This is a genomic window from Pseudomonas fluorescens HK44 (genome assembly GCF_000217955.3).
Classification (GTDB): domain Bacteria; phylum Pseudomonadota; class Gammaproteobacteria; order Pseudomonadales; family Pseudomonadaceae; genus Aquipseudomonas; species Aquipseudomonas fluorescens_AQ.
Window position 1 is genome coordinate 60,226 of the sequence record NZ_AFOY02000029.1, and the last position, 24,491, is coordinate 84,716.

Here is a 24,491-nt window from a genome sequence, read left to right on the forward strand (position 1 = left end):
TGATCATAAAACTTGCAGTGCTTATTGGAAGGCATTACTTTTTCCGAGATGACAACTAAAAGGAATCACTAATTGCCATGAAGGACCATCAGCTCAAAGCTCTGATTCAGGTCGCCGAATCCGGCTCAATCCGCGCTGCCGCGCGGGCAATGAACCTCAGCCAGAGTGCGCTAACGAAAGCCCTGCGCGAGCTCGAGGATGACGTCAGCGCGGAACTACTCATGCGTAGCTACAAGGGCATCGAGTTCACTCCAGCGGGCAACGCGCTGTTGGTTCGCGCGCGCCTTGCTCATTCGACGCTTGACAAGGCGCGCGAGGAGATTCGGCTGTTGCGCGGCGGTGCTGGCGCTCGAGTAGCCATCGCCTTGACGCCGCTGGTAGCGGCAACGATCCTCCCGCCGGTCCTGACTGAATTCCGCAGTATTTATCCCGACGCAGCGCTAAGTCTCGAGGAAGGACTGTTAACGCACGCCATACCGGGCCTCCTAGAAGGCAGGCTCGATTTCGCGGTCGCGCTGGCTAACCCGCGGGATCTACCCTATGAGGTGAATTTTGAGCTGTTGATCGAGGTTCATGCAGCGCCCACCGGCCGCCACGGTCACCCGCTAGCGAATGCGCAGACATGGGCAGAATTGAAGAATGCGAGTTGGGTGCTGAACCTCTCTGACGGGAGCTTGGGCAATCACCTAGTGCGGTGGCTCGCAGCCAACGGCATCGACGCTCCAGCGAACATGGTGTGCTGCGCCTCGCTGACCTTGATGCTTGAACTGATGCGCCGCACTGACCACATAGGCTTCGGACCAACAGCCTTGCTCGGCGATTCCTTATTTGGTGCCGGACTGCAGCAGCTCTCCGTCACTCCCCTGCCGCCACCTATGTCACTCGGAATCCTGAGCTTGCGAGGCGTGCCACTGGGAACGTCAGCAAGAGTGCTGGCGGGGCTTTTCGCCCGCAGCCTTCGGAGATGACCCGCTGCGAGAACTACACTTTCGCAGCGTGGAGGGGAAATTATCTGCTACGCAGCAAGGTGTAGCTTTCTGATCAGATCAAGCGCCCCCCGCACCTCACCAGCCTGCTGTGGGTTGATTTCAAGATCACGACATAGCCTTTGCCAACCTGACAAAACTTCCAGCGTCTGCTCGATGATGTGATCCACTTTCAGAAATCTCGCAGACTTTGGCAAGTGTTTTAGGGGGCATGCCGAGATAAGGCAAAAATCAGGATATTTTCGTCGCAAGTGGATGATCTATAAAAATTTTATAGTAAACGTACTCTACGTTTCACTGATGGATGGGCGCAGGACTCGACTTTTCCTCGCACGCCTGTCGCGTTGTCTCAGGAATTTTCAATCCCAACAAGTAGTTGCAGACCAAATGAGTGAATTTTCCCTTATCTCGGCATGACCCCCTTTTGGCTGACTTCAGCTCTGCCAATTTTTGAATGCGGAAAATCGATCCAGAACGCTCAGATCATCCGCTTTTCCCTATGTTTTTAGCCGCAGCGGGCACCTCGCGGCGACCATTTCCCGCATTCCAGGCGCACCTATACTTGTGGTAGCCAGCAAATGCCGGCGCGCCATCCACAGGTTCAACGGGGCGAATAGCGTCACCAGTTGCGCGGCGTTCTTCATTAGCCCTCGAAAACGCACCTTACCGCCGAACAACGGCGCGACATGCTTGAGCTGTTGGACGACCGCTATGGCCAGCGCTCAACGCTGGTGACCGGCCAGATGCCGGTGGACAAATGGCACGACCTGATCGGCGGGCCGACCCTGGCCTACGCAATCCTGGTTCGGCTGGTGCACTACACTGACCACATCGAATTGAAGGGTAAGTCGATGTGCAGGCGATCGCCGAAATTGACGTCGGCGGGGACTTCAGACTAACAATGCAAACCTGCGTTCTTCGCGACGACTGCCTGTCCGGATGATCGTGGAACAGCTGTCCGGATGTTAGTGGACTGAGTATCTGGATGGCGTGGAATCCGCAGAAGATACATATTTCACCAATCCTTACGCATGGAGAGCCTGTATATGCTTGTTGTTCCTCTACTGCCTGAGCGTGTAAATGGCCGTACGCGAGTCAGCTGGCGGCAAATGGTTCAAGCCGTCTATGACAGCCCCACCTCAGAACAGGCGCATAGGTATATGTGTCTTGCCGATGGCTATCTCCAAGCCCTCAATGATGCTGAACTGATTGATGACGCTCAGTATCAGAGCTTGTACGACTTTTTGCAGAAAATTCGATTCAGGCTGCTCCCAGAATTGATAGAGTAGCTCGCCAGTCTCAGCTTATAAGATTCAAAAATCTCATTGCCATCGCTGTGGCGAGAGAACAGGAAGTTCAATCATGCCCCTGCCCTCAGACGATCGATCGAATACAACCTCTGAACAGATGGAGCTGCTCAGTGCCCTCGACCGCTCCATGGCTATCATCGAGTTCACCCCCGATGGCACTGTGTTGCGCGCCAACCGCAACTACCTGAAAATTTTCGGCTACCAGGAGCAGCAGATCCGTGGCCTTCACCACCGCGCGCTCTGCCAGGCCGACTACGCTAACTCGTCGGCCTTCAATAACTTTTGGTGCAGGCTGCAAGAGGGCCAGTCCATCAGCGGGCAGTATCTGTACGTCAGCGCTGAGGGTTGTCTGGTGTGGCTGGAAGCGAGTTACAACCCGGTGTTCGCAGCCGATGGTCAACTACTCAAGATCATCCAGTTCGCCTCGGATGTCAGCACTCGGGTCAAGGCGGAACGCTGCGATAACGAGCGTACGCGGCTGTTCACCCAGATCGCCGAGCGCACTCACAACTCCTTGGTGATAACCAACGCCAAAGGTGTAGTGGTCTATATCAACGAAGCAGTCACCCATCTGCTCGGCTACCAGCCCGAGGAAGTGCTCGGCCAGCCTGTCGCGCTGATGCTCAATATGGTATATCCCGAGCGCAACCTGCTGACTTACATCCGCCAGCACTTAAGCAGCGGCCACCCCTACCGCGGCGAAGAGTTGATCTACAGCAAGTTCCAGCAACCGCTGCTGTGCGCCTTGGGCGTCAGTCCGATCTTCGATGCACAGGGCGCGCTGAGCCATACCCTCAGTGTTATCACCGACATCACCGACAACAAGATACATGAGGTTCTACAGCAGAAAGCCTTGGAAGCCATGGCCCGAGATGCGCCCCTGACGGAAGTGATGACACTGATCTGCCAAGAGGTCGAGCGCATCGCACCCGACGTAATTGCCTCGATATTGCGCGTCGATGAGCAAGGTCGCCTCAGGCCTCTCGCTAGTCCGAGCTTACCGCAAAGTTACTCTCAGGCACTCGATGGCATCGCAATTGGCCCGAATGTTGGATCCTGCGGCACTGCCGCCTTTCGCGGCACGTCGGTAATGGTTAGTGATATTGGCAGCGACCCGCTGTGGGCTGACTACAAGAACCTAGCCCTGCCCCTAGGCTTACGCTCCTGCTGGTCAACCCCGATTAAAGCCAGCAACGACCAGGTAATCGGCACATTCGCTTTCTACTACCGCGAGAACCGCAGTCCGAACAACTTCCACCTGCGCCTGGTGCAGATGTGCACGCACCTGTGCGCCCTGGCCCTGGGGCGCGAGAGCGCGCGCCTGCAGATTCGCCAGTTGGCCTTTTACGACAGCCTCACCAGCCTGCCCAACCGCAACCTGCTGCTGGCACAAGCCGATCAGGCGATCGCTAGCGCCAAGCACCACAACCAGTCGCTCGCAGTGCTCTACATCGATCTCGACCGTTTCAAGCAGGTTAACGATTCACTCGGTCGCACGGCCGGAGACGAGTTGTTGTGCGTGGTCACCGAACGCTTGCGCGAGCAAATTAGTGATACCGATCTCCTCGGGCGCCTGTCCGGAGACGAATTCATCGTCGTACTCAACTCCTGTACTCACGTCCAGGCAGCCGACACCGTGAAGTGCCTGCAGGAACTGCTGTCCATACCCTGCCAGATCGCCGGAATCACCTTGACGCCGTCAGCCTGCATCGGCATCAGCCTGTACCCGGATAACGGTCAAGATTTGGAGACCCTGCTACATCACGCCGACCTCGCCATGTACCACGCCAAGACCAATGGACGCGAGCGTTTCAGTTTCTTTAGCAGTGAAATGAACGTGCTCGCCCAGGAACGCTTGGCCCTCGAGGCGGCGCTACGCGAGGCGGTACGCGCGCAATGCCTGTACCTGCACTATCAGCCTCAGGTTGACCTGAAGAGCGGGCAGATCCATGGCATCGAAGCGTTGGCTCGCTGGCACGACCCGGTGCTCGGCCACATCTCGCCGACGCGCTTTATCCCTCTGGCTGAAGAGTGCGGCCTAATCGACGAGATCAGCCATTGGGCGCTCAACGAAAGCTGTCGCCAGCTCGCAGAATGGCGGCGTCAGGGACTGAATATACCAACCGTCTCGGTAAACGTGTCGTCGACCAACTTTCACAACCTCGATCTGGCGCGATACCTCATCGAGACGCTCGAGCAACACGCCCTGCTGCCGGGTGACCTGATCTTGGAAATCACTGAAAGCGTGATGATGGACACCAACCTCAGCACGATGCGCAACTTACACGAGGTGCATGCTCTGGGCATCGGCCTAGCCATGGACGACTTTGGCACCGGCTATTCGAGTCTCGGTTACCTGAGGCGTATTCCGCTCAGCGCGCTGAAACTGGACAAAAGTTTCGTGAATGGCATGGAGCACGACGTCGCCGCGCAGGCTCTCACACATGCGGTGATCCGCATCGGAGACAGCCTGAACCTGACAGTGATCGCTGAGGGCGTGGAGACCGAGGCGCAACGCTTTTTGCTTGATGCTCAAGGTTGCAAGGTGGGGCAAGGCTACCTATTCTCCCAACCGCTACCACCAGACCTATTGGCGGACTGGTTGAAGACATCCACAGTAGCCCTTGCCTCTGGCTACCCCTTGCCGGGTGTGTAGAGGACTTTCACCTCCAAGTCACCAGCGAGGCCACCACAGCCAAGCTGGTTGCGCTTGTGCGCAACACAGCATCAGGCTTCAACTGGCGGCTTTGAATGTGTAGGCGATGGATCGCTTACGGTGCATTTCGCTTCTGAAAACGACACAATTCTCACCCAACCCCGCGTTGCTGATATCCAACTACAGTCTCCATCTTTCAGCATCCGACTACACTGAGTTATCGCTGAATAGTTGGACATCGTCATGTTGATTGGATACGCCCGCGTCTCGACCGACGACCAACTCCTCGATCTGCAACGCGATGCGCTGGCGAAAGTCGGTTGCGAGCGCCTGTTCGAGGATACCGCCAGCGGCGCCAAGGCCGAGCGGGTCGGGCTGACAGCCTTGCTGGCCACGCTTCGCCGTGGCGACACCGTGGTGATTTGGCGCCTGGATCGTCTCGGCCGCTCGCTGAAGGATTTGATCCGGCTGGTCGAGCAACTGGACGCCGCCGGCGTCGGCTTACGCAGCTTGCAGGAGAATATCGACACCGCCTCGATTGGTGGCCGCCTGGTGTTTAACCTTTTCGGCGCCTTGGCCGAATTCGAGCGCAACCTGATCCGCGAACGTACCCAAGCCGGTTTGTCCGCCGCGCGGGCTCGCGGCCGCAAGGGCGGCCGTAAGAAGCGGCTTGATCCGGCCAAACAGAAGATGGCCCTACGCCTCTATCACGAGCGGCAACACACGGTGGCGGAAATCTGTCGGATGATGGGCATCGGCCGCTCGACGCTCTACAACTACCTGACCGAGGCCGAGCGTGATGCCCAGCGGGCGGCGTAAAATCATTCCGACCGATTCGCTGATTCAATTGCGGCAGCGGCTCGACCGCCTGCCGAAGAAAAGCCCGGAACGAACTACCCAGGTGGCCGCGATAGCCGAGTTGTACGGCGTGTCCCCAAGCACCGTGTATAGGGCGTTGAACTTTATCCATAAACCCCACGCGGCCCATCGCGCCGACCACGGCAAGCCGCGCGTGTTGCAGCATGCCGAGTTGGAACGCTACTGCGAACTGATCGCCGCGCTGAAACTGCGCACCACCAACAAGCAAGGGCGGCACCTGTCCACCCGCCGCGCCATCGAGCTGCTGGAAGACTACGGGGTGGAGACCGAGCAAGGCTTGGTCAAGGCTCCCCAAGGGGTGCTGACCCGCAGCACGGTGAACGAATACCTCAGCCGCTGGCATCTGGATCAGTCACGGTTGTTGCGGCAACCGCCAGCCACGCGCTTTCAGGCGGAGCATAGCAACGACTGCTGGCAGTTCGACCTGTCGCCCTCCGACCTCAAACACCTCGACAAACCGGACTGGATCGACCCGGCCAGGGGTGAGCCAACGCTGATGCTGTTCAGCGTGGTGGACGACCGCAGTGGCGTGGCCTATCAGGAATACCACTGCGTGTATGGCGAAGACGCCGAGTCGGCGCTGCGCTTCCTGTTCAAAGCCATGTCACCGAAGGCGGACCCGACCTTTCCGTTTCAGGGCCGCCCCAAGATGCTCTACCTGGACAACGGCCCGGTGGCCAAGCGCCGCGTCTTCCAGAACGTCATGCAGGCACTGGGTATCGAATGGCAGACACACATCCCGGCCGGCAAGGATGGCACCCGTACCACGGCTCGCTCGAAAGGCAAGGTGGAGCGGCCCTTCCGCACCGTGAAGGAAGCCCACGAGACGCTGTATCACTTCCATAAACCGGAAACCGAAGCTCAGGCCAATGAGTGGTTGCTGCGCTATTTGGTGCGCACCTACAACACCCAGGATCACCGATCCGAACCGCATTCGCGGATCGAGGACTGGCTGGCTAACTTGTCGACCGAAGGTCTGCGCGAGATGTGCACCTGGGAGCAATTTTGCCGCTTCGCCCGTGAGCCAGAACGGCGCAAGGTCGGCGTCGATGCGCGCGTCACCATCGAGGGCACAGCCTACGAGGTGGAGCCCGACATGGCGGGCGAAACTGTGATGTTGCTCTGGGGCTTGTTCGATGATGAACTCTATGCCGAGTTCGAGGGGCAGCGCTTCGGACCTTACTACCCTGTCTCCGGACCAATTCCATTGCATCGTTACCGCGCTTTCAAACGCGGTAAGGCGGACGAGCGTTCTGATCGCATCCGCTCGCTGGCCGACCAGCTTGGCCTGCCCATCGCCGCATTGGCCGGTAACGATGTACGGCTGACACCTCCCGCCACGCCTATGGCACTGCTGCGCCAACCCTTCAATGCCGAGGCGCACGAATATCGGTTTCCCAGCACCATCGCCGCCAAGCTCGCCATTGCCGATGATTTGGCGCAGCCGTTGGCTAAGCTTTCACCCGACGATCAGGCCTTCATCCACCAGGTGCTGAGCGAAACCCTGACACGCCGTATTGTGTTGGAGCGCGTGCGGGACTACTTCCGCCACAAGAAAGCAGGAGAAGAACATGCGGGCTGAAGTGATGCAGCACTACGGACTGTCGTTGCCACTGAACCAGGCCGGCTACTTTGAAACCGCCCACCATCAGCAGTTGATCAAGGATATCAAGGGAGCGATCTTCGAAGGACGGCTGATTGCACTGTGTGGCGTCATCGGCAGCGGCAAGACCGTGATGCTGCGCCGACTGCAACAAGCGATGGAAGAGGAAAAGAAGATCACTGTCTCCAAGTCTCTCGCCATTGAAAAGCACAGCATCAAGCTGGCTACTTTCATCGCAGCGCTATTCTATGACCTCTCCACCGAGAAGCAGGTACGCATCCCCACCCTAGGCGAAAAGCGTGAGCGTGACCTGCGCGAGTTGGTAAGGAAGAACAAGCGTCCAGTCGCTCTGTTCGTCGATGAGGCCCATGACCTCAACGGTCATACCCTGACCGGCTTGAAACGCTTGATGGAGCTGGTCGAGGATGGCAACGGGCGGCTGTCGATTGTGTTGGCCGGGCACCCCAAGCTACGTAACGACCTGCGCCGACCAACGATGGAGGAAATCGGCTACCGCACCGACATCTTCTCGCTCGACGGCATCACCGGCAGTCAGAGGGAATACATTCATTGGCTGCTGGAAACCTGCACCGAGGGAAAGGTCGAACCCGAGTCGATCCTGACCGAAGACGCCGTTGACCTGCTCGCCACTAAGCTGCGCACGCCACTGCAAATCCAACTGCATCTCAGTTTAGCCTTGGAAGCGGGCTACCTGACCGGCGAGAAACCCGTGTCGGCAGATCTCGTGCTCTCGGTGCTGTCGCGCCAACTGGATGACCTGGAGCCGACCCTCACGCGTCACGGTTACCGCATCAAGGACCTGGTGGAACAGTTCGATGCCAGGCCCACCGAGATCAAGGCGTTGTTCAGCAACACGCTCGACCCGACTCGGGCCGTCGAATTACGCGACAAGATGCTGGCAGCGGGCTTGCCGATCTGAGCCCCGTCATTTGCAGTTAATGCTGGTTGGCGACGATGGAATGCAGGTCAACGCGGATCAATGCAGGTTCATTCGCAGTTAATGCTGGTTTGCAGGACCGGACAATCGCAGTTAATCCTGGTCGGAAAACGCCTTGATTGCAGGCCGGGGAGTTTTCAAATGCAGGCCGTTACAACTACGGCGTGGGTGTGCAACTGAGGATCTTTGGCGCGGCTGAGTTCATGGCGAAACTTACCGATGATCAGGTTGCCCGTTCGTTCGAGCATGGACTTGCCATGTTCCTTTCGGCGGGTCTGCGCCAGTTTCTCGACATGCTCCATCGCTTTGGTTACTGCGCGGTCGTGCGCAGCTACCACGTCCTTGTCACCGGCGATCAGGGCTTGCATAGACACAGATTTCGGAGCTGAGAACGTCAGATCCAAACCCATCCGACGATTAACTATTTGACCTGTTTCCTTGTTGACGGGCTTGGGCATCAGCTCGCCGTTCGGAAGCTTGCCGTCAAAAAGCTTGGCCAGCTCCTTCTGGTCGATTGGCCCATCCAGGCCTAAAAGCTCGGCGCCGATTCCCTGCCACTCGCCGGGGGACTCTTTTGCGTAGTAGTCGTCTGCAGCTGTGTAGTAGCCAGCTGCAGCGTACTGGTTGCTCCCCTTGATAGAGGTAACATTGAACATGGCTACCTCGTTACGCGGCTTGACCGGTTATCATGATTGCCTGGGCGCGCTCTTTGTAATCAATGTACGGCGTCTTTACCTTGGTGATCGGGAAGTCTTCACCGAATTTCACGTAGGCGACCAGATCTGGAAGGTTGGAGATTTCAGAAGCCTGAACCACCGGCTCATCCCGCGTGACTTCCTCGGTCCTGGTCAACTTGCCCGCGGTGTAGGATTTCCGCCAACGCTTAACATCGTGAGAGCCGAGGATTTCGCTGGCCATGCCTGCGTTCTTGGCGTTCGCTGCAGCAAGAATGACGTAATTTCGGAAGCACGAAAGCAGCGTTTCCGCATCGTCACGGCCATAACTGGCGTTGAGTTGCGACCAATCCTGCAGGCTGCCGACCATACGCAGACCATGTTTCCGCCCTTTGGTCGCCGCAGGAACGAAGCTTTCCAGTTTGCCGAGGGACTGCAGCTCGTCGAGGAACAGCCATAGCCGTTTGCCTGTCATCGGCTCTGAGCTGAGGATCGTTGCACAGATGGTGTCAATCCACGTGGCCACCAGTGGTTTCATGGTGTCCCGCATGTCCTCCCGCCAAGTGATGAACAGATTGCCGGCATTAGGATCGTTCACCCATTGGTAGATGGAAAAATCGCCCTTGCTCATGTAGCGCAGCGGACGAATGTATTTGTTCATCATGAACTGGATGCTGGCGATTGCCTTCTCTGCGTTGTCGCGGAAGTAGCCCTCGGAGTCCGTGTTGGCCAGGAAAGCGCGGATGGTGTCGCCATCCTCCCGCACCAGCAAATTCACCAGCGTGTCTTGGTTCGGGTTGTTGGTTTCTTTCAGCTTGCGCATGGTGTCGGACAATACGTCGCGAGCGTACGCGCACCATTGCTCGTCACTCGGGTCGACCTGGGGCGGGATTATCGACTTGGCCATCCGGTTGAAGTCATGGATGCCACGGATCTCGTTGAAGATGGTCCAGCCAGCGGAGCGGGCGTCGAATGGGTTGAGAATGTAATCGCCTTTGAAACTGAATTTCGAATAGAACGTGCCGTTTGGGTCGACAACGGCCATGCGATCACCACGCTTCAATGCCGAGGCGATCATGCCTTCCATGGTCACCGACTTACCGGCACCGATAGACGCGCAGATCATCGTGTTTCGATCTTCAAGGTGCAGAGGCATAGGCAGCTTGCCAATCATGACCGGCTCAGACTTGGCCAACCCTCGCTTTTTCCGCTCGCGATTCGTCTTCTCGTTACGGCGGCGCACCTTTGCCTTGACGGTATGCCAGTTTTTTATCTCCGAGCCCCGCAAAAATTCCTGGTACTGCTCGCCCCGGAACCCATCGTCACAATACTCGTACAGGTAATAAACCAGCGAAGCGGCGACCGCTGACGTGGCAATTGTGGCCCCCAGTACAATCGGGTTCTGCCAGCCGTTGTGAAGCGTTTCCTTGAACGCTGCAGGGAATGGCGTCAACGGCATCTGTGCCAAATAAACGCCTGCTGCCCATCCAGCGATCGGCAAACCGAAACCCGCTGTCATCACTGCAGAATCGACTTCTCTTTTATGCATTGTCCTCTCCTGATAGACGTTCGATATCGCTGGCCAGCTCTGGCAACAGCGTACTGATCAACTGATCGGTATCGACCAGATGGCTGAGTTCGGCACGCAATTGGTTGACCTTTCCTTGCTGTAAACCTTGGCGCAGCAAGTAGACAGCAATGGTCAAAAGGGTGCGATTTTGCGCCTGAGCCTGGCTGACGTTTTCGAGCAAACCAAGCATGCGTTGCTGATCTGCCCAGCTGTCCAAATCGGTCTGTCGGCTCCCCGATTTTTCGTTGGCCAGAGCCTTGTCACGCACGTAGGTGGACAGGTGTTTGTAGCCTGCCAACGCTGCCGCTTGCTCAAGGCGAGCCTCTTGGTCGTCGTTTAAACGTATTGGAAGTGTCTTCGCCACGGTGGTCCTCTCTGAGCCAAATATGGGACTAATTCAGGATAACGATAACTTCCGAAATAGCGTATAGCAAATGCAATACATAAAATGCTTGATTTTATTGGTCTAAATGATAATTTTGTAATACATATGTATAGCGCATGAAATTCATGAATTTGCTCTGTAAGCCGCTCCCAGCGCGGCTTTAACCTACCGCTAGGGGGGTGCGTGTTGTGTATTGAGACTTTGACCCTGTTAAGGGGAAAAGTTGAAGCTCTTGTTAAGGGCGTATCCACTAGTCAGGCCGCAGGCCGTAGGGGGGTAGCACAGATGGTATGCAGAAAGGGTGCAGGAAGGGTGCTAAGAGAGTGCAAGAGGGGTGCAACTTGACTACAGGTAGGGGGCGATTAAGATGCACCTAGAGTGCAATAGGGGTGCAGATAGGGTGCAAAATGGGCGACAAAGATCTAACGAATGCACTGATGGCGGTAGGGCCTGAGTCAAAGGCAGCGAAAATACGCCAGGTGATGCCATTGATTGAGCAACAACTGAGCGCGGGTGTACGTCGCCAAGTGATCCTGGATGTGTTGAAACAACAGGGGATCGAGCTGAGCATGGAGACGCTGAAAAGTTACCTGTATCGGTATCGAAAAACGCAACGACAGAAGCCCACGCAATCGAACCAAACTACGAACCCAGCGCCAAGCATGCAGCCAGTGGTTGAGCGAGGGGAGCCAGAAATAGAAGGAGGTGTATCGTACGATACAGATGGAGAAACGAAGGTCAGTCAAGCGGCCCCGTTGGGGCCGCTTGAGCTGAGCAAGATTATGAATCCTGGGGATGATCAGAACGCCTCAGATCTGGCCATGTATGAGAATGCAGGCCGTCGAAAAAGGACGCCAAAATGAAAATCGCAGTAGTCAATTTCAGCGGTAACACCGGCAAGACAACCTTGTCCGATTCGCTGCTGTCGCCACGCATGGGCGGCGTACGTTTCGCGGTAGAAACGATCAATGCCGGCGCATCGGATGATGCCGCCGAGATCGAGCTGCTCAAGGGTCGCCGGTTCGGTGAGTTGTCGGAAATTCTCATGACGGAAGACAACGCCGTGGTCGACGTTGGAGCATCCAACGTCGAGGATTTTTTCAAGTACATGGGCCAGTTTGCAGGCTCGCACGAAGAATTCGATTTCTTCCTGGTGCCCACGGTATCCGAGAAAAAACAGCAAGCGGACACCATCAACACGATCAAGACGCTGGCCACGCTGGGCGTTCCGCGCAGCCGGATTCTGGTGGTCTTCAACAAGGTCGAGATCGACGACGCGGACGACTTGCCGCACACCTTCGCAGCGTTGATGGGTTTCCACGAGCTGGAGAAGAAATTCATGCTCAAGCGTGATGCGGTGATTTACTCGAACGAAGTGTTCGAACGCCTCCGGGCTTTGAAAACCAGCATCGCCGCTGTGGTGCAGGACACCACGGATTACCGCGAGCAACTGCGAGCCGCGCAAGACGATGCCGCAAAGGAACAGGCCAAACGGATGATCTCTGTGCAGCGCCTGGCAAAGTCGGCCTGGCAGAACCTCGATCAGGTGTACGCCACGCTGTTTGGAAAGGGGAAGTAAGCGATGGCCAAGGACGCTACGACAGCGCGTGAAGCGATGGTCGGGCAGATGATGGAAGATTTCGACGCGCTCGTCCGTCGCCTGGAACAGGTAGACGGCGAGTTGGCGGCGAAGATCTCCGAGGCGGTGCGCGATGGCTCGGGTAAGGCTCTGCTCCAGTCGCAGATGAACTTCGAATCCATGATGGAAAAGGAGCGCAATGCCCTGATCCTTGCCGGACGCGAAGCGGTCGCAAGGATTGGTAACGAGATTAACCGGAGTTCGGCCAATCTGATCACGGCGCAAGCGCAGCGCCGCGCCGTAGGATTTTGCGCAATGCTCATCGGCGCCGGTGTGGTTATCGGCGCACTTCTCATGGTTGTAGGCCAGCAGCTCAGGCTGTTCGGTTGATCGAGGGGGCACGCCCCCTTTTTTTGGGGTGTATCCTGTATCGTACGATACAGGATATGCTTTCCTACGAATTACACCCGCCCCGCCGCTGGTAATCAGGCTTTGGGGTTTTTCTCGCATGCGAGAAAGGAGTCCTTATGTCCGCTACACCAAGTCAGCAGCTTTACGAAGAAATTGAAGGGGCCTATGACTGGTTCAATGAAAAGTTGTTTGGCGGGCAGCTGCCCGGCTGCATTTTCACCCTGCAGCGAAAAGCCAATACGTTTGGGTATTTCTCGCCGTCGCGTTTCCTGCGCCGGAACGGCGCGGGAAAAAGCGATGAGATTGCGCTCAACTGTGCGTACTTCGCGCATCGTCGGATCGATCAGACGCTTTCCACGCTTGCACATGAACAGGTTCATCAGTGGCAAGACCACTTCGGCACGCGATCACGAAGCGGCTACCACAACCGCGAGTGGGCCAACAAAATGAAGTCCATCGGACTGATGCCGTCCGATACAGGTGAGCCAGGTGGTAAGCAATGCGGCCAGCAGATGACGCACTACATCATTGATGGTGGGCCATTCGCTGTTGCATGCCAGGAACTGATTGAACAGGGCGGCATGCTTTCTTGGATTGACGTGGTTACCCAACGGGTGGCCATGTCAGCGACCCAGCTTTACGGGCCTGATGGAAAACCCGTCGAACAGCCTGTGGCTGATCCGACGATAGACATACTGGCGCTAACTTCGGCGGGGTTGCTGACTCCTGCCACAAACCCCGAGGATCCGAAGAACAAGCGCAAATACACATGCCCGAGCTGCCATTTGAATTTGTGGGGTAAGCCAGGTTTGAGCGGTCGCGTGCAATGCGTCGACTGCAATGTGCCGTTCGTGGATTCAAAAGAACTGGTGGAAGTCCCAGCAGATCCATCACCCAGTTGAGCCGGTCGCAAATGTCTGACGTTTCAGGATGAACGTCAGTTGATTGCGGCTGGCCGCTGCCGGTCAGGCGACGTATGAGCTGCGGATCCAAGGGCGCAGCTCTTGGTCGCCGAAGGCTGCTTTTTCGCTGCAGGAGCTCACGCACGAAAAATCGTCCAGCGAGCGAGGCCCAACAAAGGCCAGAGCGAGCGGAGCAGTTGTCCACGGGCTGGACGTGCTGTTTGCCCGGGCGGTGGGCAACTGCAGGACGATTTCCTGAGCCGTGCAAAGATCTTGAACGTGAGTTGCTGCAGCGTCCGGCCGCCAGGCCGGAAGGTTTTAAATCCGACCGGGAGGTCGGCCAAGGTAAAACCCTGTGCCGTTACAAAGCAAGCGGAGCGCGCAGGCCGAAGGCCGGAGGCGTGAGGATGGAAGCCCGAAGGGCCAAGACCTGGCGCGCTTTTGGCCAGGGCTTGGTTCACGACAGCCGCCCCCCGAAGGGGGCACGCACAGGGAAATTAGGGGGTAGATCTAGGCTGGATTCTTGTTTGCAGCGGGGGCAATCGCCGCCCACTGTTTGGCACCGTTTGAATAATCACCACCTTCGGCAATGAACACTTGGCCATCTTCTAAAACCGCGTACACACCTGGTCTTTCATGGTCAGGGTCGCGCAGTTCATTTTTCCAGCAGTAGGCAGACTGCTCCCAAATACACACGATCCCACCAGACTGTTCTTGGTTATTTTTACGCCATACCTGGGCGATCTGTCGAAGGTCAGCAATTTGGTGTTGCATGCGGCACCTCATTTTTGGAATCAGTTGATGTTACGCAACGAGCATTCTAACCCTGGGCTGGCAATGGAATATTAGGCGACGTTGGGGTAACGCATGGCATCCGGGCCGGGTTTTTCGCAATCTCCGCGCAGTGACTTTCATAGTCAGCTTGGGCGCGGTCCTTGGCGTATTTTTGTTGAATCCATCCGGCTACCAAAAAGATGGCCAACCCAACGAATAGGATTTTATGGCGTCGTGATGTGGCGGTTTTCATTGGTGAGTTCCATTCATTTTGATTCGGGATAAACGATGCCTTGCAGCGTCCAGCTTACAAAGCGGTGAGCCTGTTCAATCTCGCTTTCCAACGCTTGCCGATCCGGGCAGTTGTGATCATCGGCGGCGTCTTGCAACAGGCGCACGCGGTCGAGCTGGTGCAGCAACTCAGGCGTGAGGGTCACAGTTTGAGGCGCGAACGTGTACGCCACCGGGTCATCTTCAAACAGCACCGGCAGGGCCATGCCGTTGTTTTTGAGCCATGATTTAAAATCGGTCTTACGCATCCTTGCCTCCCTTTTTCGTTGCCGGTTTGGCATCCATGTAGGGCTTGGCCATCTCCATGACTTGCGCGGCCAGCTCGGGCGGTAACCAGACCATAACGGGCACCAGCTCACTGGCCCCGTGCTCGTCTAGGATTGCCCGAACTCGCTTTACTGCTGCGTGAACGGTCTGTTTAGACATGTCCCTAGCGTTGGCCACGTCTTGCGGTCGCTGGCCATCTACCAAGATGGCCTTGGCGATCTCTACCGTAGAGACCGCCAAGCGACGCGAGGCGAATACCGGCGATATTCTTTTCCAGTCCTCGGCGGTGTAAATCGACTGCATGTAGTAACTCCGTTTTTCAGTGGTCAATGATTCGTGGCCACCGCTGTGCAGATCCGGGAACGGATCTCGCTATGGGTGATGATCGACAGACACAGGAACGACCAGCAATGACCGAAACAACGGGCATACACGCGCACCAAATCGCCGACCTCGGGGGCCTGCAGTATGAATGAATCGCCGGTGTCATCGGCGAAGTAGTCCAACACCTGGCCATGACTGACCGCAAAATCAAAGCGCGCCTCAGTGATGCGCGCAGGCTTGGTGCCGTTGGCCGATTCCTGCGCCTGCAGGAAAGCGGTTTGATCGTCCAGCACTGCGCCGGGGTGACGCACGCGAATCTCCGGCAACATTAGCCAGCTGCAGCGAGCGGCCCACATGTTGGGGCCAATCTCGCGGGCGTAATCAATGATTGTGGTTTGACCTGGTACAAAGAAAACTTTCGGCATGGCGGCTATCTCCTTGCGAGGTAGGCCGGGCGTGTAGCGCCCGGCCTGAACTTGTTAGGCGGCTTCGCGAATGTGCTGAGCCAGAACCCAAAGGGCGCGATTTAGCTTCACGTCCTGGTCAATGCCGGTGACGGCGCGGGTACTGGTGCGGCGACCTTGCTTGTTGCGACCTGTAAGCCCTCCCTTGATGGAGTTTTCCTGTACGCGGTTGAATGTGGTCCAGAGATCATCGGTGCGATCTTCACGGCGGCGAGGCATGAGCAGCTGTGAAGCTGTCACAGGCGCCGGGCCTTCGGCTGGGTCGTAGCGGTACGCTAATGCAGCTTCGGCGAAAGCGTGTTGCAGCTCGGGGCGAATCTGGATTTGCTTCATGGTTTCGCGCTGATCCTCGATCAGTGCGAATTGGTCCAGCACCTCATATGCCCCCTCGATGACTTCGCCGATTACGTCTTGTCGACCGCTGTGACGGACTTTCTGATCCATCGCGGCTTCGCCCAGGACAAGGCCGTTGGCGCACACAAAGCGGAAGCACCCGCCCATCATTTGATAACTGCTGGTGCCATCGTGGCTGTTGAGCAGGATGATTTCGTTGGCTTCCTTGTCCATGATGTTGGACGCATGGCGCAGGCGGATCATGTGTTTGGTGTGCTGGATCTTGTCGGAGTTACGCACGCGGGTTTGGCAAGCCATGAAGGGTTCGAACCCTTCTGCGCGCAGCGCGGTAAGCACGTCGACGGTTGGGATGTAGCGGTAGCGATCGGAGCGGCTGTCGTGCGCTTCGACGGCAAAGATGGACGGCGCGACACGCGCGATTTCGTCGTTAGTCAAAGGGGTGTTGCTGCGAACCATGCAAGGGTTGCGGAAGCTGCTGGATAGACGCATTTTTGAATCTCCTTCGCGATGTGCCTGGGCGGTTGCCGCCGCTGGTTCCAGGCTGTCTTAGCGGTATTGCTTCGACATAGAAATTATCGCAAAAGATCGTTACCAAGTCAACTAAAGGTATAATCTAATTGTACTATTTTGTCTGTAAAAAAGCCCGGCGCTGGGCCGGGCTCTAGTTGCACAGACCGTCACGTCTACTGCAGCAGGCAAGAAAAACGATAGGGGTCCATGAAGGGAATGTCGTCATCCATGGGGTCATATGCGGGCTGCGGTTGCGGGGCCGGTTGTTGTGGTCGCCGCTGTTGCTGCGCCTGGTTGGTGCCGTCCTGGTTCTGCGGTCTACCCCCCAGCAGCTGCATGGTGCCTTGCATGTCTACGACAATTTCTGTCGTGTAACGCTTGATACCGTCCTTCTCCCATTCGCGGGTTTGCAGCTTGCCTTCGATGTAGACCTGTGAACCTTTGCGCAGATACTCGCCGGCAATCTCGGCCACCTTGCCGAACAGGGATACCCGGTGCCGCTCGGTTTTTTCGACCTTCTGCCCGGTTTGCTTATCTGTCCATTGCTCACTGGTGGCCAAGCTCAAATTGGTCACGGCGTTACCGTTGGGAAGGTAACGAACCTCGGGATCCTGACCGCAAGTCCCTATTAGAATCACTTTGTTTACGCCACGGGCCATGATGGAAACTCCTTTTAGATGCCCCGGCGTACAGGGGCGGCGGGGTGGTTTTAGTATGCGTCGCCTTCGAAGCAACCGCACGGGCACGTCTGTTCATCAAGGCCGTGTTGGCAATAGCCGTTCTCGGCGTCCTCCTGTTCGCGTGCGGCATTTTCGCTTGCATTCATGTAGCCATATTCGCGGGCATACACGAAAACTTCCGCGAACTCGGGGGCTGTTTCGTCTGTGCCGAACTCGGCCTCGACACCCGCGCAAAAGAAGTTATGCACGACAGTTTCGTACGTCGAACCACGCTTGCAAGCGTCAGAGAAGATCGCGTCGAACTTGGCTTTCATGTCGTCGATATTGGAAGTCATCGGCTTAGAAATACCTTTGGCAAAAGCCAGGAAGTCATCAGTGGTCAGCCAGTTGTGAAAGATCGGGGCGGTGGTTTGAAACTGGGTATGAGTGTTCATTGAAAGCTCCTTCGCGATTTGCCTGGGCGGTTGCCGCCGCTGGTTCCAAGCTGCCGAAGCAGGATTGCTTCGACGGAGAAATTATCTCAACAAACACAAACATAGTAAACTATAAGTATCATCCAATATGACTATTTATTTACTTTTTCGCATGCGAGAATAGGCCATTCCGCTCGACTATGTGTCATATATATAATACACTTATACCCATGAAAACGATTATCCAAACCGCCACTTACATGACTTGGGAACGCAAACTGCGTGACAAGAAGGCCAAACTGATTATCGCGGCGCGGGTGCTGCGGGTAGCCCACGGGTTGGTCGGTGACGTGCAGCCAGTAGGTCAAGGCGTCAGTGAGTTGCGAATTCATCATGGCCCCGGTTACCGGGTGTATTTCCAGCAGCGCGGCGATCAGCTGGTCCTATTGCTCTGCGGTGGGGATAAAAGCAGTCAGGCGCGGGATATAGAAACCGCTAAAACTCTGGCAAGCCAGTGGAGTGCAGACGAATGAAAGAACCAATTTACGAATACGATCCAGCGGAATTACTCACTGACGCGGAATCTATCGCCATCTTTATGGCTGATGCTTTCGAATCGGGGGATGCCTCCTTTATCGCGCAAGCGCTGAGCGTGGTAGCTCGCGCCAAAGGCATGACCTCAATTGCAGAAGAGGCAGGCGTCACCCGCGCACACCTCTACAATCTGAAAAACGGCAATCCGACATTGAAAACCATGATCGGCGTGATGCGTGCGGTAGGCCTGGACATGACAGCAAAACAGCACGTCGACCTAGCCAACGGGTAAACGTTGCGCTGACTCAAACCCGCCGTTGTGCGGTTTTTTTCAAAATGTCTTGCCGACGCCGCTCTGCCGGGCTGCTCAGAGGCCGAGTGTTGGGCGCGGGAAATAAACGCTTTTCAAAGCAGCAGCCGCAGGCTGCATCAAAACTCTTGGGACTGGAGCGCGCTGCCGGTGGTGGGTCTGCTCGTCAGCTTCGGAAGGTCGCGGTAAGCCCGGACTATCCAGAGCCTGGCCGCGTGCAAGGGGTCGTGGAATACCGCAGGCGCGAAGCGACAAGGATATGCCGCGAAAGCCCCTTGTAGGCAAGGCCGGGCGGCGGATAGGCCATTGGGGCGATCCGCTACCTTCCGATGATGATGAGCCTACCTGGTGATGCGGAAGGACCGGCAAGCGGAGCGCGCAGGCCGGAGACGTGAGGATCGAAGCCCGAAGGGCCAAGACCTGGCGCGCTTTTGGCCAAGGCTTGGTTCACGAGAGCCGCCCCCCGAAGGGGGCACGCCTGCAGGTTGTCGTTCCTTCCATCACTTCCCGCTGGCTGTCGCGTAAAGGCTGGATTACTGTACATGCAAACAGTATTCCGGTGATTTATGAAAGTCGTAGCAATCCAGCCTCTCTTGGGATCTGGCGTCCCGCTTCAACTGTTGTCCTGCACCGCTGCCGGTGGATTTCCCAGCCCAGCGGCTGATTATTACGAACCGCCCATTTCGCTCGACGAACTGTTGAACATTCGCGCACCACATATCTGGATCGTGAAAGTCGAAGGCGAGAGCATGCGCGATGCCGGAATTTTCACCGGAACCCGTTTGATCATCGACCGGACAGTGACGGCGTGTTCCGGACACATTGTGATGGCGTACGTCGACAACCAACCCGTGGTAAAGCGGCTGGCCAAGTCAGCTGCAGGGTGGACACTCGAATCAGCAACCCCGACATACAAGGCCGTCACTCCCGACGAATACAGTACGAAGTGTTTGGCGTCGTGACTTGGAGTCTGTCGCCTCATGAACTTTGAACCCCGGCGACCTGTGTTCAGCCTGGTCGACGCGAACAAGTTTTACTGCAGCTGCGAGCGCATTTTCCGGCCCGAGCTGAGGGGTAAACCAGTGGTGGTTCTTTCGAACTCGGATGGCTGCATCGTTGCTTGCACCAATGAGGCCAAGGAGCTTGGTTTGAAGATGGGAGATCCTTATTTCAAGATCCGGGCATTTCTGGAGCGCAACGGTGTTGCAGCGTTCAGCAGCAATTACACGCTCTACGGCGAGTTATCGCACAGGATGGCAATGGCTACAGCGTCCCTGGTCAGTGCCGTGGAACAGTATTCAATTGATGATGCCCTGGGTTATGTCCTCTCTCTGAACCTCTATCGACGGCAGCTCACCGTGGCACAACGGGCTTTGATCGCTGCCGAGCTGTCCTCACTGCGCGGGAGTAGCACTATCACTGTTGACCTGGAGAAGGCCGCCGGGCAGGAGCTGTGCCTTTGTTGTGGATGTAGCAAAGAGGCTGGAGAATCGGGTGAAGGCAAAAATGCAGGCCCGTGATGCTGAGGAGACGTGAGGGTTGGGATTTTCTGGAAGGGTGATTTCATAGGTTAAAGCCCGAACAGAAAAGGAGTACCCAACATGCAAACACCTCAGGACGACACCGTAATGGATTTTGGCCCGAACCTCTTCGGTGGCGAGGGTGGCTCCGCGTCCATCCCTTCCGCTGATGATGCAGATGCTACGAACGAGGCCCTGGAGGGTGCGGCGAGTGTTTCTCATCAGATGACTGAAGGTTGTATCGAAGAGAAGACAGCCGAGGCCGGCAGCGTCCAGGCTGGTGGTAACAGCGCTCCCTCGAGCAGCGATGTTGCACCTGGCGTGAACACTCAACAGGCGCCACTCAAACCAAGGCAGGGAAGTCCGAAGTATATGCTGCTTCAACCTTACTGTTGAGGGTATGCGCGAGAGCCATTTCGCAAACCTCTCGCTGGTGATCGGTTTCTTCCGCAGCCCACGTCCGAAAAGTAGATCTGAACCCATGCGGTACGACGCCATCGACCTGGAGCTGAGCGAGCACCCTGGCCATGGCATTGCCGGGAATGGGGCCTGTTCGCCAGGAGTTGAGAAATATCCACTTGTCATGCTTTCCGACCTGCTGCCGTAGCACCTCGAGCATTTGCTCGGTAAGGGGTACCCGGTGAGCCTTGCCCGCTTTCATGCGTTCTGCTGGGATGTACCAGATTTTCTCTTCCCAATCTATTTCCGGCCACTGGGCCCCGCTCACCTCTTGGTTACGGGTCGCAGTCAGAATTGCGAATTCAACAGCACGAGCTGCTGCCCCATCCAGGGAATCGAGCCTAGCCAACAGCTCGGCAGTGCGTAAAGGTGTCGGAGACGGGAAGGGGACTACCGTATGCGATTGCTTGGGCAAGAGCTTGTCGAGATGACCACGCCACCGTGCGGGGTTTTCACCTTGCCGAAGCTTCAGTGCCTTCGCTGCATCGAGCACGAGCTCTATGCGATTCCGGACGCGGTCAGCCGTGACGGGGGTCTTGCTCCAGATCGGCGTCAGCACATCCAGGATATCGTCCGTGTCGACCTCGGCTATCCGAAATCCGCCTATGACAGGGTAGACATGCTTCGTGAGTGAATTCTGCCATTGCTGGTGATGCTTCTTAGACCAACTCGACGAATGCGTGCGTATGTACCTTTCCGCCGAAGACCGAAACGTGTGGCTCGTTGTCGTTCGTGAGGCTTTGGCGGCTTTGGCCTTCGCACGCTCAGCGGCTGGATCGACGCCACGGGCGATATCGAGCCGGTACTTGTCAGCCTCCAGCCGTGCGTCTCTGAGGCTCAAAGCAGGGAATGTCCCCAGGCGCTATCAGGGTTTTCCTGACCCTACTGCCAGCGCCACGGTACGCAAGACATTGCGGGGTATTGAGCGGGTGCACGGGCGGCCACGGCAAAAAGCCAAAGCCTTACTGTTGGAGGATCTCGAGCTCATCGGAGCGTTCCGGCGCAGCGACCGTGGCAGCCAGGGCGAATTCAACCGGTCGTCGCAACACTGGATTGTTGGATAGATTTTAGATACTCATTCAGTGCTTCGGCAGGTGTTTTCCAACCGAGTGTTTTCCGGGGTCTCGTGTTCAGCACACGAGCTACGGATTGGATCTCCTGGGCTCCCCATCGAGACAGATCGGTACCTTTCGGGAAGTATTGCCGTAGAAGACCATTCGTATTTTCGTTCGTACCGCGCTGCTATGGACTATGGGGGTCGGCAAAGAAAACCTTTACTCCGGATTCGATTGTAAATCGAGCGTTATCTGATAGCTCTTTACCTCGATCCCATGTCAAAGATCGCCACAGTTCGACAGGAAGGTCACTGTTTTCTTCAGTGCGCTGGACATGCTAACAGCCCCGTAGCCAGGTGCAAGCGGGCTGCGTAAGATCACTGTCGACCGTATTGATCAGCTCGGATTTCTTCTCAATCAGAAAACAGGTCGAACATCAGTTGCCGCAACCAGATATTGGCGAGGTCCTGGTGGTATTTCGCATGCCAGAACATGTTGATGGCGATTTCCGGCAAGGCGACTGGGTGCGGCAAGACGCTCAGACCGAAGGGCTCTACGCAGCAGTCGGCGAAACGTATCGGCACAGTGGCGAGCAGCTCGGTGCGCTGGAGTATGTGGCCAACGGCGACGAAGTGCGGCACCTCCAGGCGGATGTCGCGCCGGATGCCGGCCTTCGTCAAGTATGTGTCCACCTCGCCGTGGCCTGTGCCAGCGGCGATGACACGCACGTGGCCATAGGAACAGAAGCGCTCAAGAGTCAGGGGTTCGCGGGTGGCCGGATGGTCCTTGCGACACAGGCACACGTAGTGATTGTGGAGCAGCCGGCGCTGGAAGAAGCCAGTCTGCAGGTTGGGCAGCAGGCCCACGGCTAGGTCCACTGTGCCGTTCTGCAAGGCTTGCATCAGGCTCATCGAACTGTCGCGCACGGTGCTGATCGCGCAATTGGGGGCTTGAAGAGTAATCGCATCCATCAGCCGCGGCATGAAGTAGATCTCGCCGATGTCGGTCATGGCCAGGGTGAAAGTACGCTCGCTGGTCAGCGGATCGAAGCGCTCATGGTGCTGCAGGGCTTCGCGCAGGGCGTGCATGGCCAAGGCGACGGGCTCGGCCAAGTTCGCGGCGTAGGGTGTGGGTTCCATACCCTGGTAGGTGCGCACGAAAAGTTGGTCCTGTAGCGCTGTGCGCAGGCGTTTCAGCGCATTGCTGACAGCAGGCTGGGTCAGGCCCAGGTTCTCGGCAACGATAGAGACGCGTCTGCAGACCAGCAGCTCGTTGAACACCACCAGCAGGTTTAAATCCAGATCACGCAGTTCCATGGAGCCTCGCTCGGGTTATGCCGGCGTCCCGCCTGGCAGGCAGCAATATTCACGCTTATAATATATTGTATAGTGGTCGGTGTCTTTATCAATATTCTTTACTCCGTTATGGTTATTAACAGTCAACTGTAAAACCATCATGAGTACCAGCATGAAAAACAATAAACCTGGCTTGCGCATCGGTATCATCGGCGGCGGGATTTCCGGCGTTGCCTTGGCTCTGGAGCTCTGTCGCTACTCCCATCTCCAAGTACAGCTGTTCGAGTGCGCGCCGGCTTTTGGTGAGGTCGGTGCAGGAGTTTCCTTTGGCCCCAACGCGGTGCGCGCCATTGTCGGCCTAGGCTTGGGCGAGGCCTACTTGCAGGTCGCCGACCGTACCTCGGAGCCCTGGGAGGACGTGTGGTTCGAGTGGCGGCGCGGCAGGGATGCCAGCTATCTGGGAGCGACCATCGCTCCGGGCGTGGGCCAGTCCTCGGTACACCGGGCGGATTTCCTCGATGCCCTAGTAGGGGGAACCGCAGAATTCGGAAAAAATCGTACGCTAAGCTAACGGTGTTCTCGTGCGGGATCCCGAACCAAGCGGGCAGTACGGCGAGGATCACCCAGCGCCGCCGAAGAGAACACAGATTTAGCCCAGTCGGCCGCACGATGAAGAGCAGAAGTTATCATGAACGTTACCATGTTAGGAGGTCACATGGAAGATCAGATCCTGGAAAACGGGAAAGGTTCCGTTCAGGACGCTACTTGTGTATAAGAGTCAGGTATAAAGGTATTCTAAGTCTTCGTTATCAAGTGTTTAAGCAAAGACTTGAGTGGGACTTAGTTGTAGAAAATAACCTTGAATCAGATGAGTATGATAACTCAAATGCAGAATATATTTATGCTTGTGATGATACTGAAAATGTAAGTGGATGCTGGCGTTTATTACCTACAACAGGTGATTATATGCTGAAAAGTGTTTTTCCTGAATTGCTTGGTCAACAGAGTGCTCCCAAAGATCCTAATATAGTCGAATTAAGTCGTTTTGCTGTAGGTAAAAATAGCTCAAAGATAAATAACTCTGCTAGTGAAATTACAATGAAACTATTTGAAGCTATATATAAACACGCTGTTAGTCAAGGTATTACAGAATATGTAACAGTAACATCAACAGCAATAGAGCGATTTTTAAAGCGTATTAAAGTTCCTTGTCATCGTATTGGAGACAAAGAAATTCATGTATTAGGTGATACTAAATCGGTTGTATTGTCTATGCCTATTAATGAACAGTTTAAAAAAGCAGTCTTAAATTAATGTTGTTAAATCAT

At 56.2% G+C, this 24,491-nt stretch carries 26 protein-coding genes and 4 pseudogenes; 17 read left to right on the forward strand and 13 right to left on the reverse strand.

Annotated elements, in window-relative coordinates:
• Positions 1-77 precede the first annotated feature (77 nt).
• From HK44_RS28670 to HK44_RS28700, 7 genes and pseudogenes are all read left to right on the forward strand, one after another.
• Entirely contained in the window at positions 78-968 is an 891-nt protein-coding gene (locus tag HK44_RS28670; RefSeq protein WP_019694550.1) for a LysR substrate-binding domain-containing protein, read from the forward strand.
• Positions 969-1,651: 683 nt separating this feature from the next.
• A pseudogene (locus HK44_RS28675) lies at positions 1,652-1,885 on the forward strand (ATP-binding protein); the annotation flags it as partial.
• A 147-nt stretch (positions 1,886-2,032) separates the two neighbouring features.
• On the forward strand, positions 2,033-2,275 hold the full coding sequence (locus HK44_RS28680; RefSeq protein WP_019694548.1) for a hypothetical protein: 243 nt from the start codon (positions 2,033-2,035) through the stop codon (positions 2,273-2,275).
• A 73-nt stretch (positions 2,276-2,348) separates the two neighbouring features.
• The gene (locus HK44_RS28685; protein ID WP_019694547.1) at positions 2,349-4,952 is read left to right on the forward strand and encodes a sensor domain-containing protein; all 2,604 of its coding nucleotides are present in this window, start codon (positions 2,349-2,351) and stop codon (positions 4,950-4,952) included.
• Positions 4,953-5,195: 243 nt separating this feature from the next.
• Positions 5,196-5,771, forward strand: a complete 576-nt coding sequence (locus tag HK44_RS28690; RefSeq protein ID WP_019694546.1) for a recombinase family protein — start codon at positions 5,196-5,198, stop codon at positions 5,769-5,771.
• Between the two features lie 4 nt (positions 5,772-5,775).
• On the forward strand, positions 5,776-7,413 hold the full coding sequence (locus HK44_RS28695) for an IS481 family transposase (protein WP_242031608.1): 1,638 nt from the start codon (positions 5,776-5,778) through the stop codon (positions 7,411-7,413).
• Entirely contained in the window at positions 7,403-8,374 is a 972-nt protein-coding gene (locus tag HK44_RS28700; RefSeq protein WP_019694544.1) for an ExeA family protein, read from the forward strand. The genes HK44_RS28695 and HK44_RS28700 overlap by 11 nt, the downstream gene beginning before the upstream one ends.
• A gap of 170 nt (positions 8,375-8,544) precedes the next feature.
• Here HK44_RS28700 and mobF read toward each other — a convergent pair.
• The 3 genes and pseudogenes from mobF to HK44_RS28715 all read right to left on the reverse strand — a co-directional run.
• A pseudogene (mobF, locus tag HK44_RS28705) lies at positions 8,545-9,048 on the reverse strand (MobF family relaxase); the annotation flags it as partial.
• A gap of 10 nt (positions 9,049-9,058) precedes the next feature.
• Positions 9,059-10,615: a type IV secretion system DNA-binding domain-containing protein gene (locus HK44_RS28710; protein ID WP_011117449.1), complete on the reverse strand. Its 1,557-nt coding sequence runs from the start codon at positions 10,613-10,615 to the stop codon at positions 9,059-9,061.
• Positions 10,608-11,000: a hypothetical protein gene (locus HK44_RS28715; RefSeq protein WP_011117448.1), complete on the reverse strand. Its 393-nt coding sequence runs from the start codon at positions 10,998-11,000 to the stop codon at positions 10,608-10,610. The genes HK44_RS28710 and HK44_RS28715 overlap by 8 nt, the downstream gene beginning before the upstream one ends.
• Before the next feature lie 428 nt (positions 11,001-11,428).
• Here HK44_RS28715 and HK44_RS28720 point away from each other — a divergent pair, with 428 nt between their 5' ends.
• From HK44_RS28720 to HK44_RS28735, 4 genes are all read left to right on the forward strand, one after another.
• Positions 11,429-11,884, forward strand: coding sequence for a hypothetical protein (locus tag HK44_RS28720; protein ID WP_011117447.1), 456 nt, complete (start codon positions 11,429-11,431; stop codon positions 11,882-11,884).
• Positions 11,881-12,600: a StbB family protein gene (gene stbB, locus HK44_RS28725; RefSeq protein ID WP_011117446.1), complete on the forward strand. Its 720-nt coding sequence runs from the start codon at positions 11,881-11,883 to the stop codon at positions 12,598-12,600. The genes HK44_RS28720 and stbB overlap by 4 nt, the downstream gene beginning before the upstream one ends.
• A gap of 3 nt (positions 12,601-12,603) precedes the next feature.
• Positions 12,604-12,990 carry a hypothetical protein gene (locus HK44_RS28730; RefSeq protein ID WP_019694541.1) on the forward strand — a complete coding sequence of 129 codons (387 nt, stop codon included), beginning with the start codon at positions 12,604-12,606 and terminating at the stop codon, positions 12,988-12,990.
• A 137-nt stretch (positions 12,991-13,127) separates the two neighbouring features.
• Positions 13,128-13,913, forward strand: a complete 786-nt coding sequence (locus tag HK44_RS28735) for a SprT-like domain-containing protein (RefSeq protein ID WP_011117444.1) — start codon at positions 13,128-13,130, stop codon at positions 13,911-13,913.
• Positions 13,914-14,423: 510 nt separating this feature from the next.
• Here HK44_RS28735 and HK44_RS28740 read toward each other — a convergent pair.
• From HK44_RS28740 to HK44_RS28770, 7 genes are all read right to left on the reverse strand, one after another.
• On the reverse strand, positions 14,424-14,687 hold the full coding sequence (locus HK44_RS28740; RefSeq protein WP_019694540.1) for a hypothetical protein: 264 nt from the start codon (positions 14,685-14,687) through the stop codon (positions 14,424-14,426).
• 266 nt (positions 14,688-14,953) lie between these two features.
• The gene (locus tag HK44_RS28745) at positions 14,954-15,226 is read right to left on the reverse strand and encodes a hypothetical protein (protein ID WP_019694539.1); all 273 of its coding nucleotides are present in this window, start codon (positions 15,224-15,226) and stop codon (positions 14,954-14,956) included.
• The gene (locus tag HK44_RS28750; protein ID WP_011117442.1) at positions 15,219-15,548 is read right to left on the reverse strand and encodes a TrfB-related DNA-binding protein; all 330 of its coding nucleotides are present in this window, start codon (positions 15,546-15,548) and stop codon (positions 15,219-15,221) included. The genes HK44_RS28745 and HK44_RS28750 overlap by 8 nt, the downstream gene beginning before the upstream one ends.
• A gap of 23 nt (positions 15,549-15,571) precedes the next feature.
• Complete coding sequence (locus HK44_RS28755) at positions 15,572-15,994, reverse strand: hypothetical protein (RefSeq protein WP_011117441.1); 423 nt, start codon at positions 15,992-15,994, stop codon at positions 15,572-15,574.
• A 54-nt stretch (positions 15,995-16,048) separates the two neighbouring features.
• Positions 16,049-16,876, reverse strand: a complete 828-nt coding sequence (locus tag HK44_RS28760; RefSeq protein ID WP_011117440.1) for a DUF932 domain-containing protein — start codon at positions 16,874-16,876, stop codon at positions 16,049-16,051.
• Between the two features lie 194 nt (positions 16,877-17,070).
• Positions 17,071-17,556, reverse strand: a complete 486-nt coding sequence (locus HK44_RS28765; RefSeq protein ID WP_011117439.1) for a single-stranded DNA-binding protein — start codon at positions 17,554-17,556, stop codon at positions 17,071-17,073.
• A 50-nt stretch (positions 17,557-17,606) separates the two neighbouring features.
• Entirely contained in the window at positions 17,607-18,011 is a 405-nt protein-coding gene (locus tag HK44_RS28770) for a hypothetical protein (protein ID WP_011117438.1), read from the reverse strand.
• A gap of 209 nt (positions 18,012-18,220) precedes the next feature.
• On the opposite strand from HK44_RS28770, the gene HK44_RS28775 reads away from it, so the two are divergent.
• The 4 genes from HK44_RS28775 to HK44_RS30810 all read left to right on the forward strand — a co-directional run bounded on the left by HK44_RS28775 (position 18,221) and on the right by HK44_RS30810 (position 20,354).
• Positions 18,221-18,523, forward strand: coding sequence for a type II toxin-antitoxin system RelE/ParE family toxin (locus tag HK44_RS28775; protein ID WP_011117437.1), 303 nt, complete (start codon positions 18,221-18,223; stop codon positions 18,521-18,523).
• Positions 18,520-18,816 (forward strand): addiction module antidote protein, encoded by a 297-nt coding sequence (locus HK44_RS28780; RefSeq protein WP_011117436.1) that lies wholly within the window; start codon positions 18,520-18,522, stop codon positions 18,814-18,816. The genes HK44_RS28775 and HK44_RS28780 overlap by 4 nt, the downstream gene beginning before the upstream one ends.
• Positions 18,817-19,400: 584 nt before the next feature.
• Positions 19,401-19,796 (forward strand): LexA family protein, encoded by a 396-nt coding sequence (locus HK44_RS28785; RefSeq protein ID WP_011117435.1) that lies wholly within the window; start codon positions 19,401-19,403, stop codon positions 19,794-19,796.
• 18 nt (positions 19,797-19,814) lie between these two features.
• Positions 19,815-20,354, forward strand: coding sequence for an ultraviolet light resistance protein B (locus HK44_RS30810; RefSeq protein WP_011117434.1), 540 nt, complete (start codon positions 19,815-19,817; stop codon positions 20,352-20,354).
• Between the two features lie 343 nt (positions 20,355-20,697).
• Here the strand turns inward: HK44_RS30810 and HK44_RS28795 are convergent, their stop codons facing one another.
• The 3 genes and pseudogenes from HK44_RS28795 to nahR all read right to left on the reverse strand — a co-directional run bounded on the left by HK44_RS28795 (position 20,698) and on the right by nahR (position 23,184).
• Complete coding sequence (locus tag HK44_RS28795) at positions 20,698-21,654, reverse strand: tyrosine-type recombinase/integrase (RefSeq protein ID WP_011154427.1); 957 nt, start codon at positions 21,652-21,654, stop codon at positions 20,698-20,700.
• 188 nt (positions 21,655-21,842) lie between these two features.
• Positions 21,843-22,234: pseudogene (locus tag HK44_RS28800) on the reverse strand (IS30 family transposase); the annotation flags it as partial.
• 47 nt (positions 22,235-22,281) lie between these two features.
• Positions 22,282-23,184, reverse strand: a complete 903-nt coding sequence (gene nahR / locus HK44_RS28805) for an HTH-type transcriptional activator NahR (protein ID WP_011117383.1) — start codon at positions 23,182-23,184, stop codon at positions 22,282-22,284.
• Positions 23,185-23,335: 151 nt separating this feature from the next.
• On the opposite strand from nahR, the pseudogene HK44_RS28810 reads away from it, so the two are divergent.
• Positions 23,336-23,725: pseudogene (locus HK44_RS28810) on the forward strand (salicylate 1-monooxygenase); the annotation flags it as partial.
• A gap of 203 nt (positions 23,726-23,928) precedes the next feature.
• Positions 23,929-24,477 (forward strand): acyl-homoserine-lactone synthase, encoded by a 549-nt coding sequence (locus HK44_RS28815; protein WP_080690700.1) that lies wholly within the window; start codon positions 23,929-23,931, stop codon positions 24,475-24,477.
• The last annotated feature ends 14 nt before the right edge of the window (positions 24,478-24,491 follow it).

Bases quoted from the DNA above. Each gene is read 5' to 3' on its own strand.
- HK44_RS28670 (WP_019694550.1), top strand. From the start codon at position 78: ATGAAGGACCATCAGCTCAAAGCTCTGATTCAGGTCGCCGAATCCGGC.
- HK44_RS28680 (WP_019694548.1), top strand. From the start codon at position 2,033: ATGCTTGTTGTTCCTCTACTGCCTGAGCGTGTAAATGGCCGTACGCGA.
- HK44_RS28685 (WP_019694547.1), top strand. From the start codon at position 2,349: ATGCCCCTGCCCTCAGACGATCGATCGAATACAACCTCTGAACAGATG.
- HK44_RS28690 (WP_019694546.1), top strand. From the start codon at position 5,196: ATGTTGATTGGATACGCCCGCGTCTCGACCGACGACCAACTCCTCGAT.
- HK44_RS28700 (WP_019694544.1), top strand. From the start codon at position 7,403: ATGCGGGCTGAAGTGATGCAGCACTACGGACTGTCGTTGCCACTGAAC.
- HK44_RS28710 (WP_011117449.1), bottom strand. From the start codon at position 10,615: ATGCATAAAAGAGAAGTCGATTCTGCAGTGATGACAGCGGGTTTCGGT.
- HK44_RS28720 (WP_011117447.1), top strand. From the start codon at position 11,429: ATGGGCGACAAAGATCTAACGAATGCACTGATGGCGGTAGGGCCTGAG.
- stbB (WP_011117446.1), top strand. From the start codon at position 11,881: ATGAAAATCGCAGTAGTCAATTTCAGCGGTAACACCGGCAAGACAACC.
- HK44_RS28730 (WP_019694541.1), top strand. From the start codon at position 12,604: ATGGCCAAGGACGCTACGACAGCGCGTGAAGCGATGGTCGGGCAGATG.
- HK44_RS28735 (WP_011117444.1), top strand. From the start codon at position 13,128: ATGTCCGCTACACCAAGTCAGCAGCTTTACGAAGAAATTGAAGGGGCC.
- HK44_RS28740 (WP_019694540.1), bottom strand. From the start codon at position 14,687: ATGCAACACCAAATTGCTGACCTTCGACAGATCGCCCAGGTATGGCGT.
- HK44_RS28745 (WP_019694539.1), bottom strand. From the start codon at position 15,226: ATGCGTAAGACCGATTTTAAATCATGGCTCAAAAACAACGGCATGGCC.
- HK44_RS28750 (WP_011117442.1), bottom strand. From the start codon at position 15,548: ATGCAGTCGATTTACACCGCCGAGGACTGGAAAAGAATATCGCCGGTA.
- HK44_RS28755 (WP_011117441.1), bottom strand. From the start codon at position 15,994: ATGCCGAAAGTTTTCTTTGTACCAGGTCAAACCACAATCATTGATTAC.
- HK44_RS28760 (WP_011117440.1), bottom strand. From the start codon at position 16,876: ATGCGTCTATCCAGCAGCTTCCGCAACCCTTGCATGGTTCGCAGCAAC.
- HK44_RS28765 (WP_011117439.1), bottom strand. From the start codon at position 17,556: ATGGCCCGTGGCGTAAACAAAGTGATTCTAATAGGGACTTGCGGTCAG.
- HK44_RS28770 (WP_011117438.1), bottom strand. From the start codon at position 18,011: ATGAACACTCATACCCAGTTTCAAACCACCGCCCCGATCTTTCACAAC.
- HK44_RS28775 (WP_011117437.1), top strand. From the start codon at position 18,221: ATGAAAACGATTATCCAAACCGCCACTTACATGACTTGGGAACGCAAA.
- HK44_RS28780 (WP_011117436.1), top strand. From the start codon at position 18,520: ATGAAAGAACCAATTTACGAATACGATCCAGCGGAATTACTCACTGAC.
- HK44_RS28785 (WP_011117435.1), top strand. From the start codon at position 19,401: ATGAAAGTCGTAGCAATCCAGCCTCTCTTGGGATCTGGCGTCCCGCTT.
- HK44_RS30810 (WP_011117434.1), top strand. From the start codon at position 19,815: ATGAACTTTGAACCCCGGCGACCTGTGTTCAGCCTGGTCGACGCGAAC.
- nahR (WP_011117383.1), bottom strand. From the start codon at position 23,184: ATGGAACTGCGTGATCTGGATTTAAACCTGCTGGTGGTGTTCAACGAG.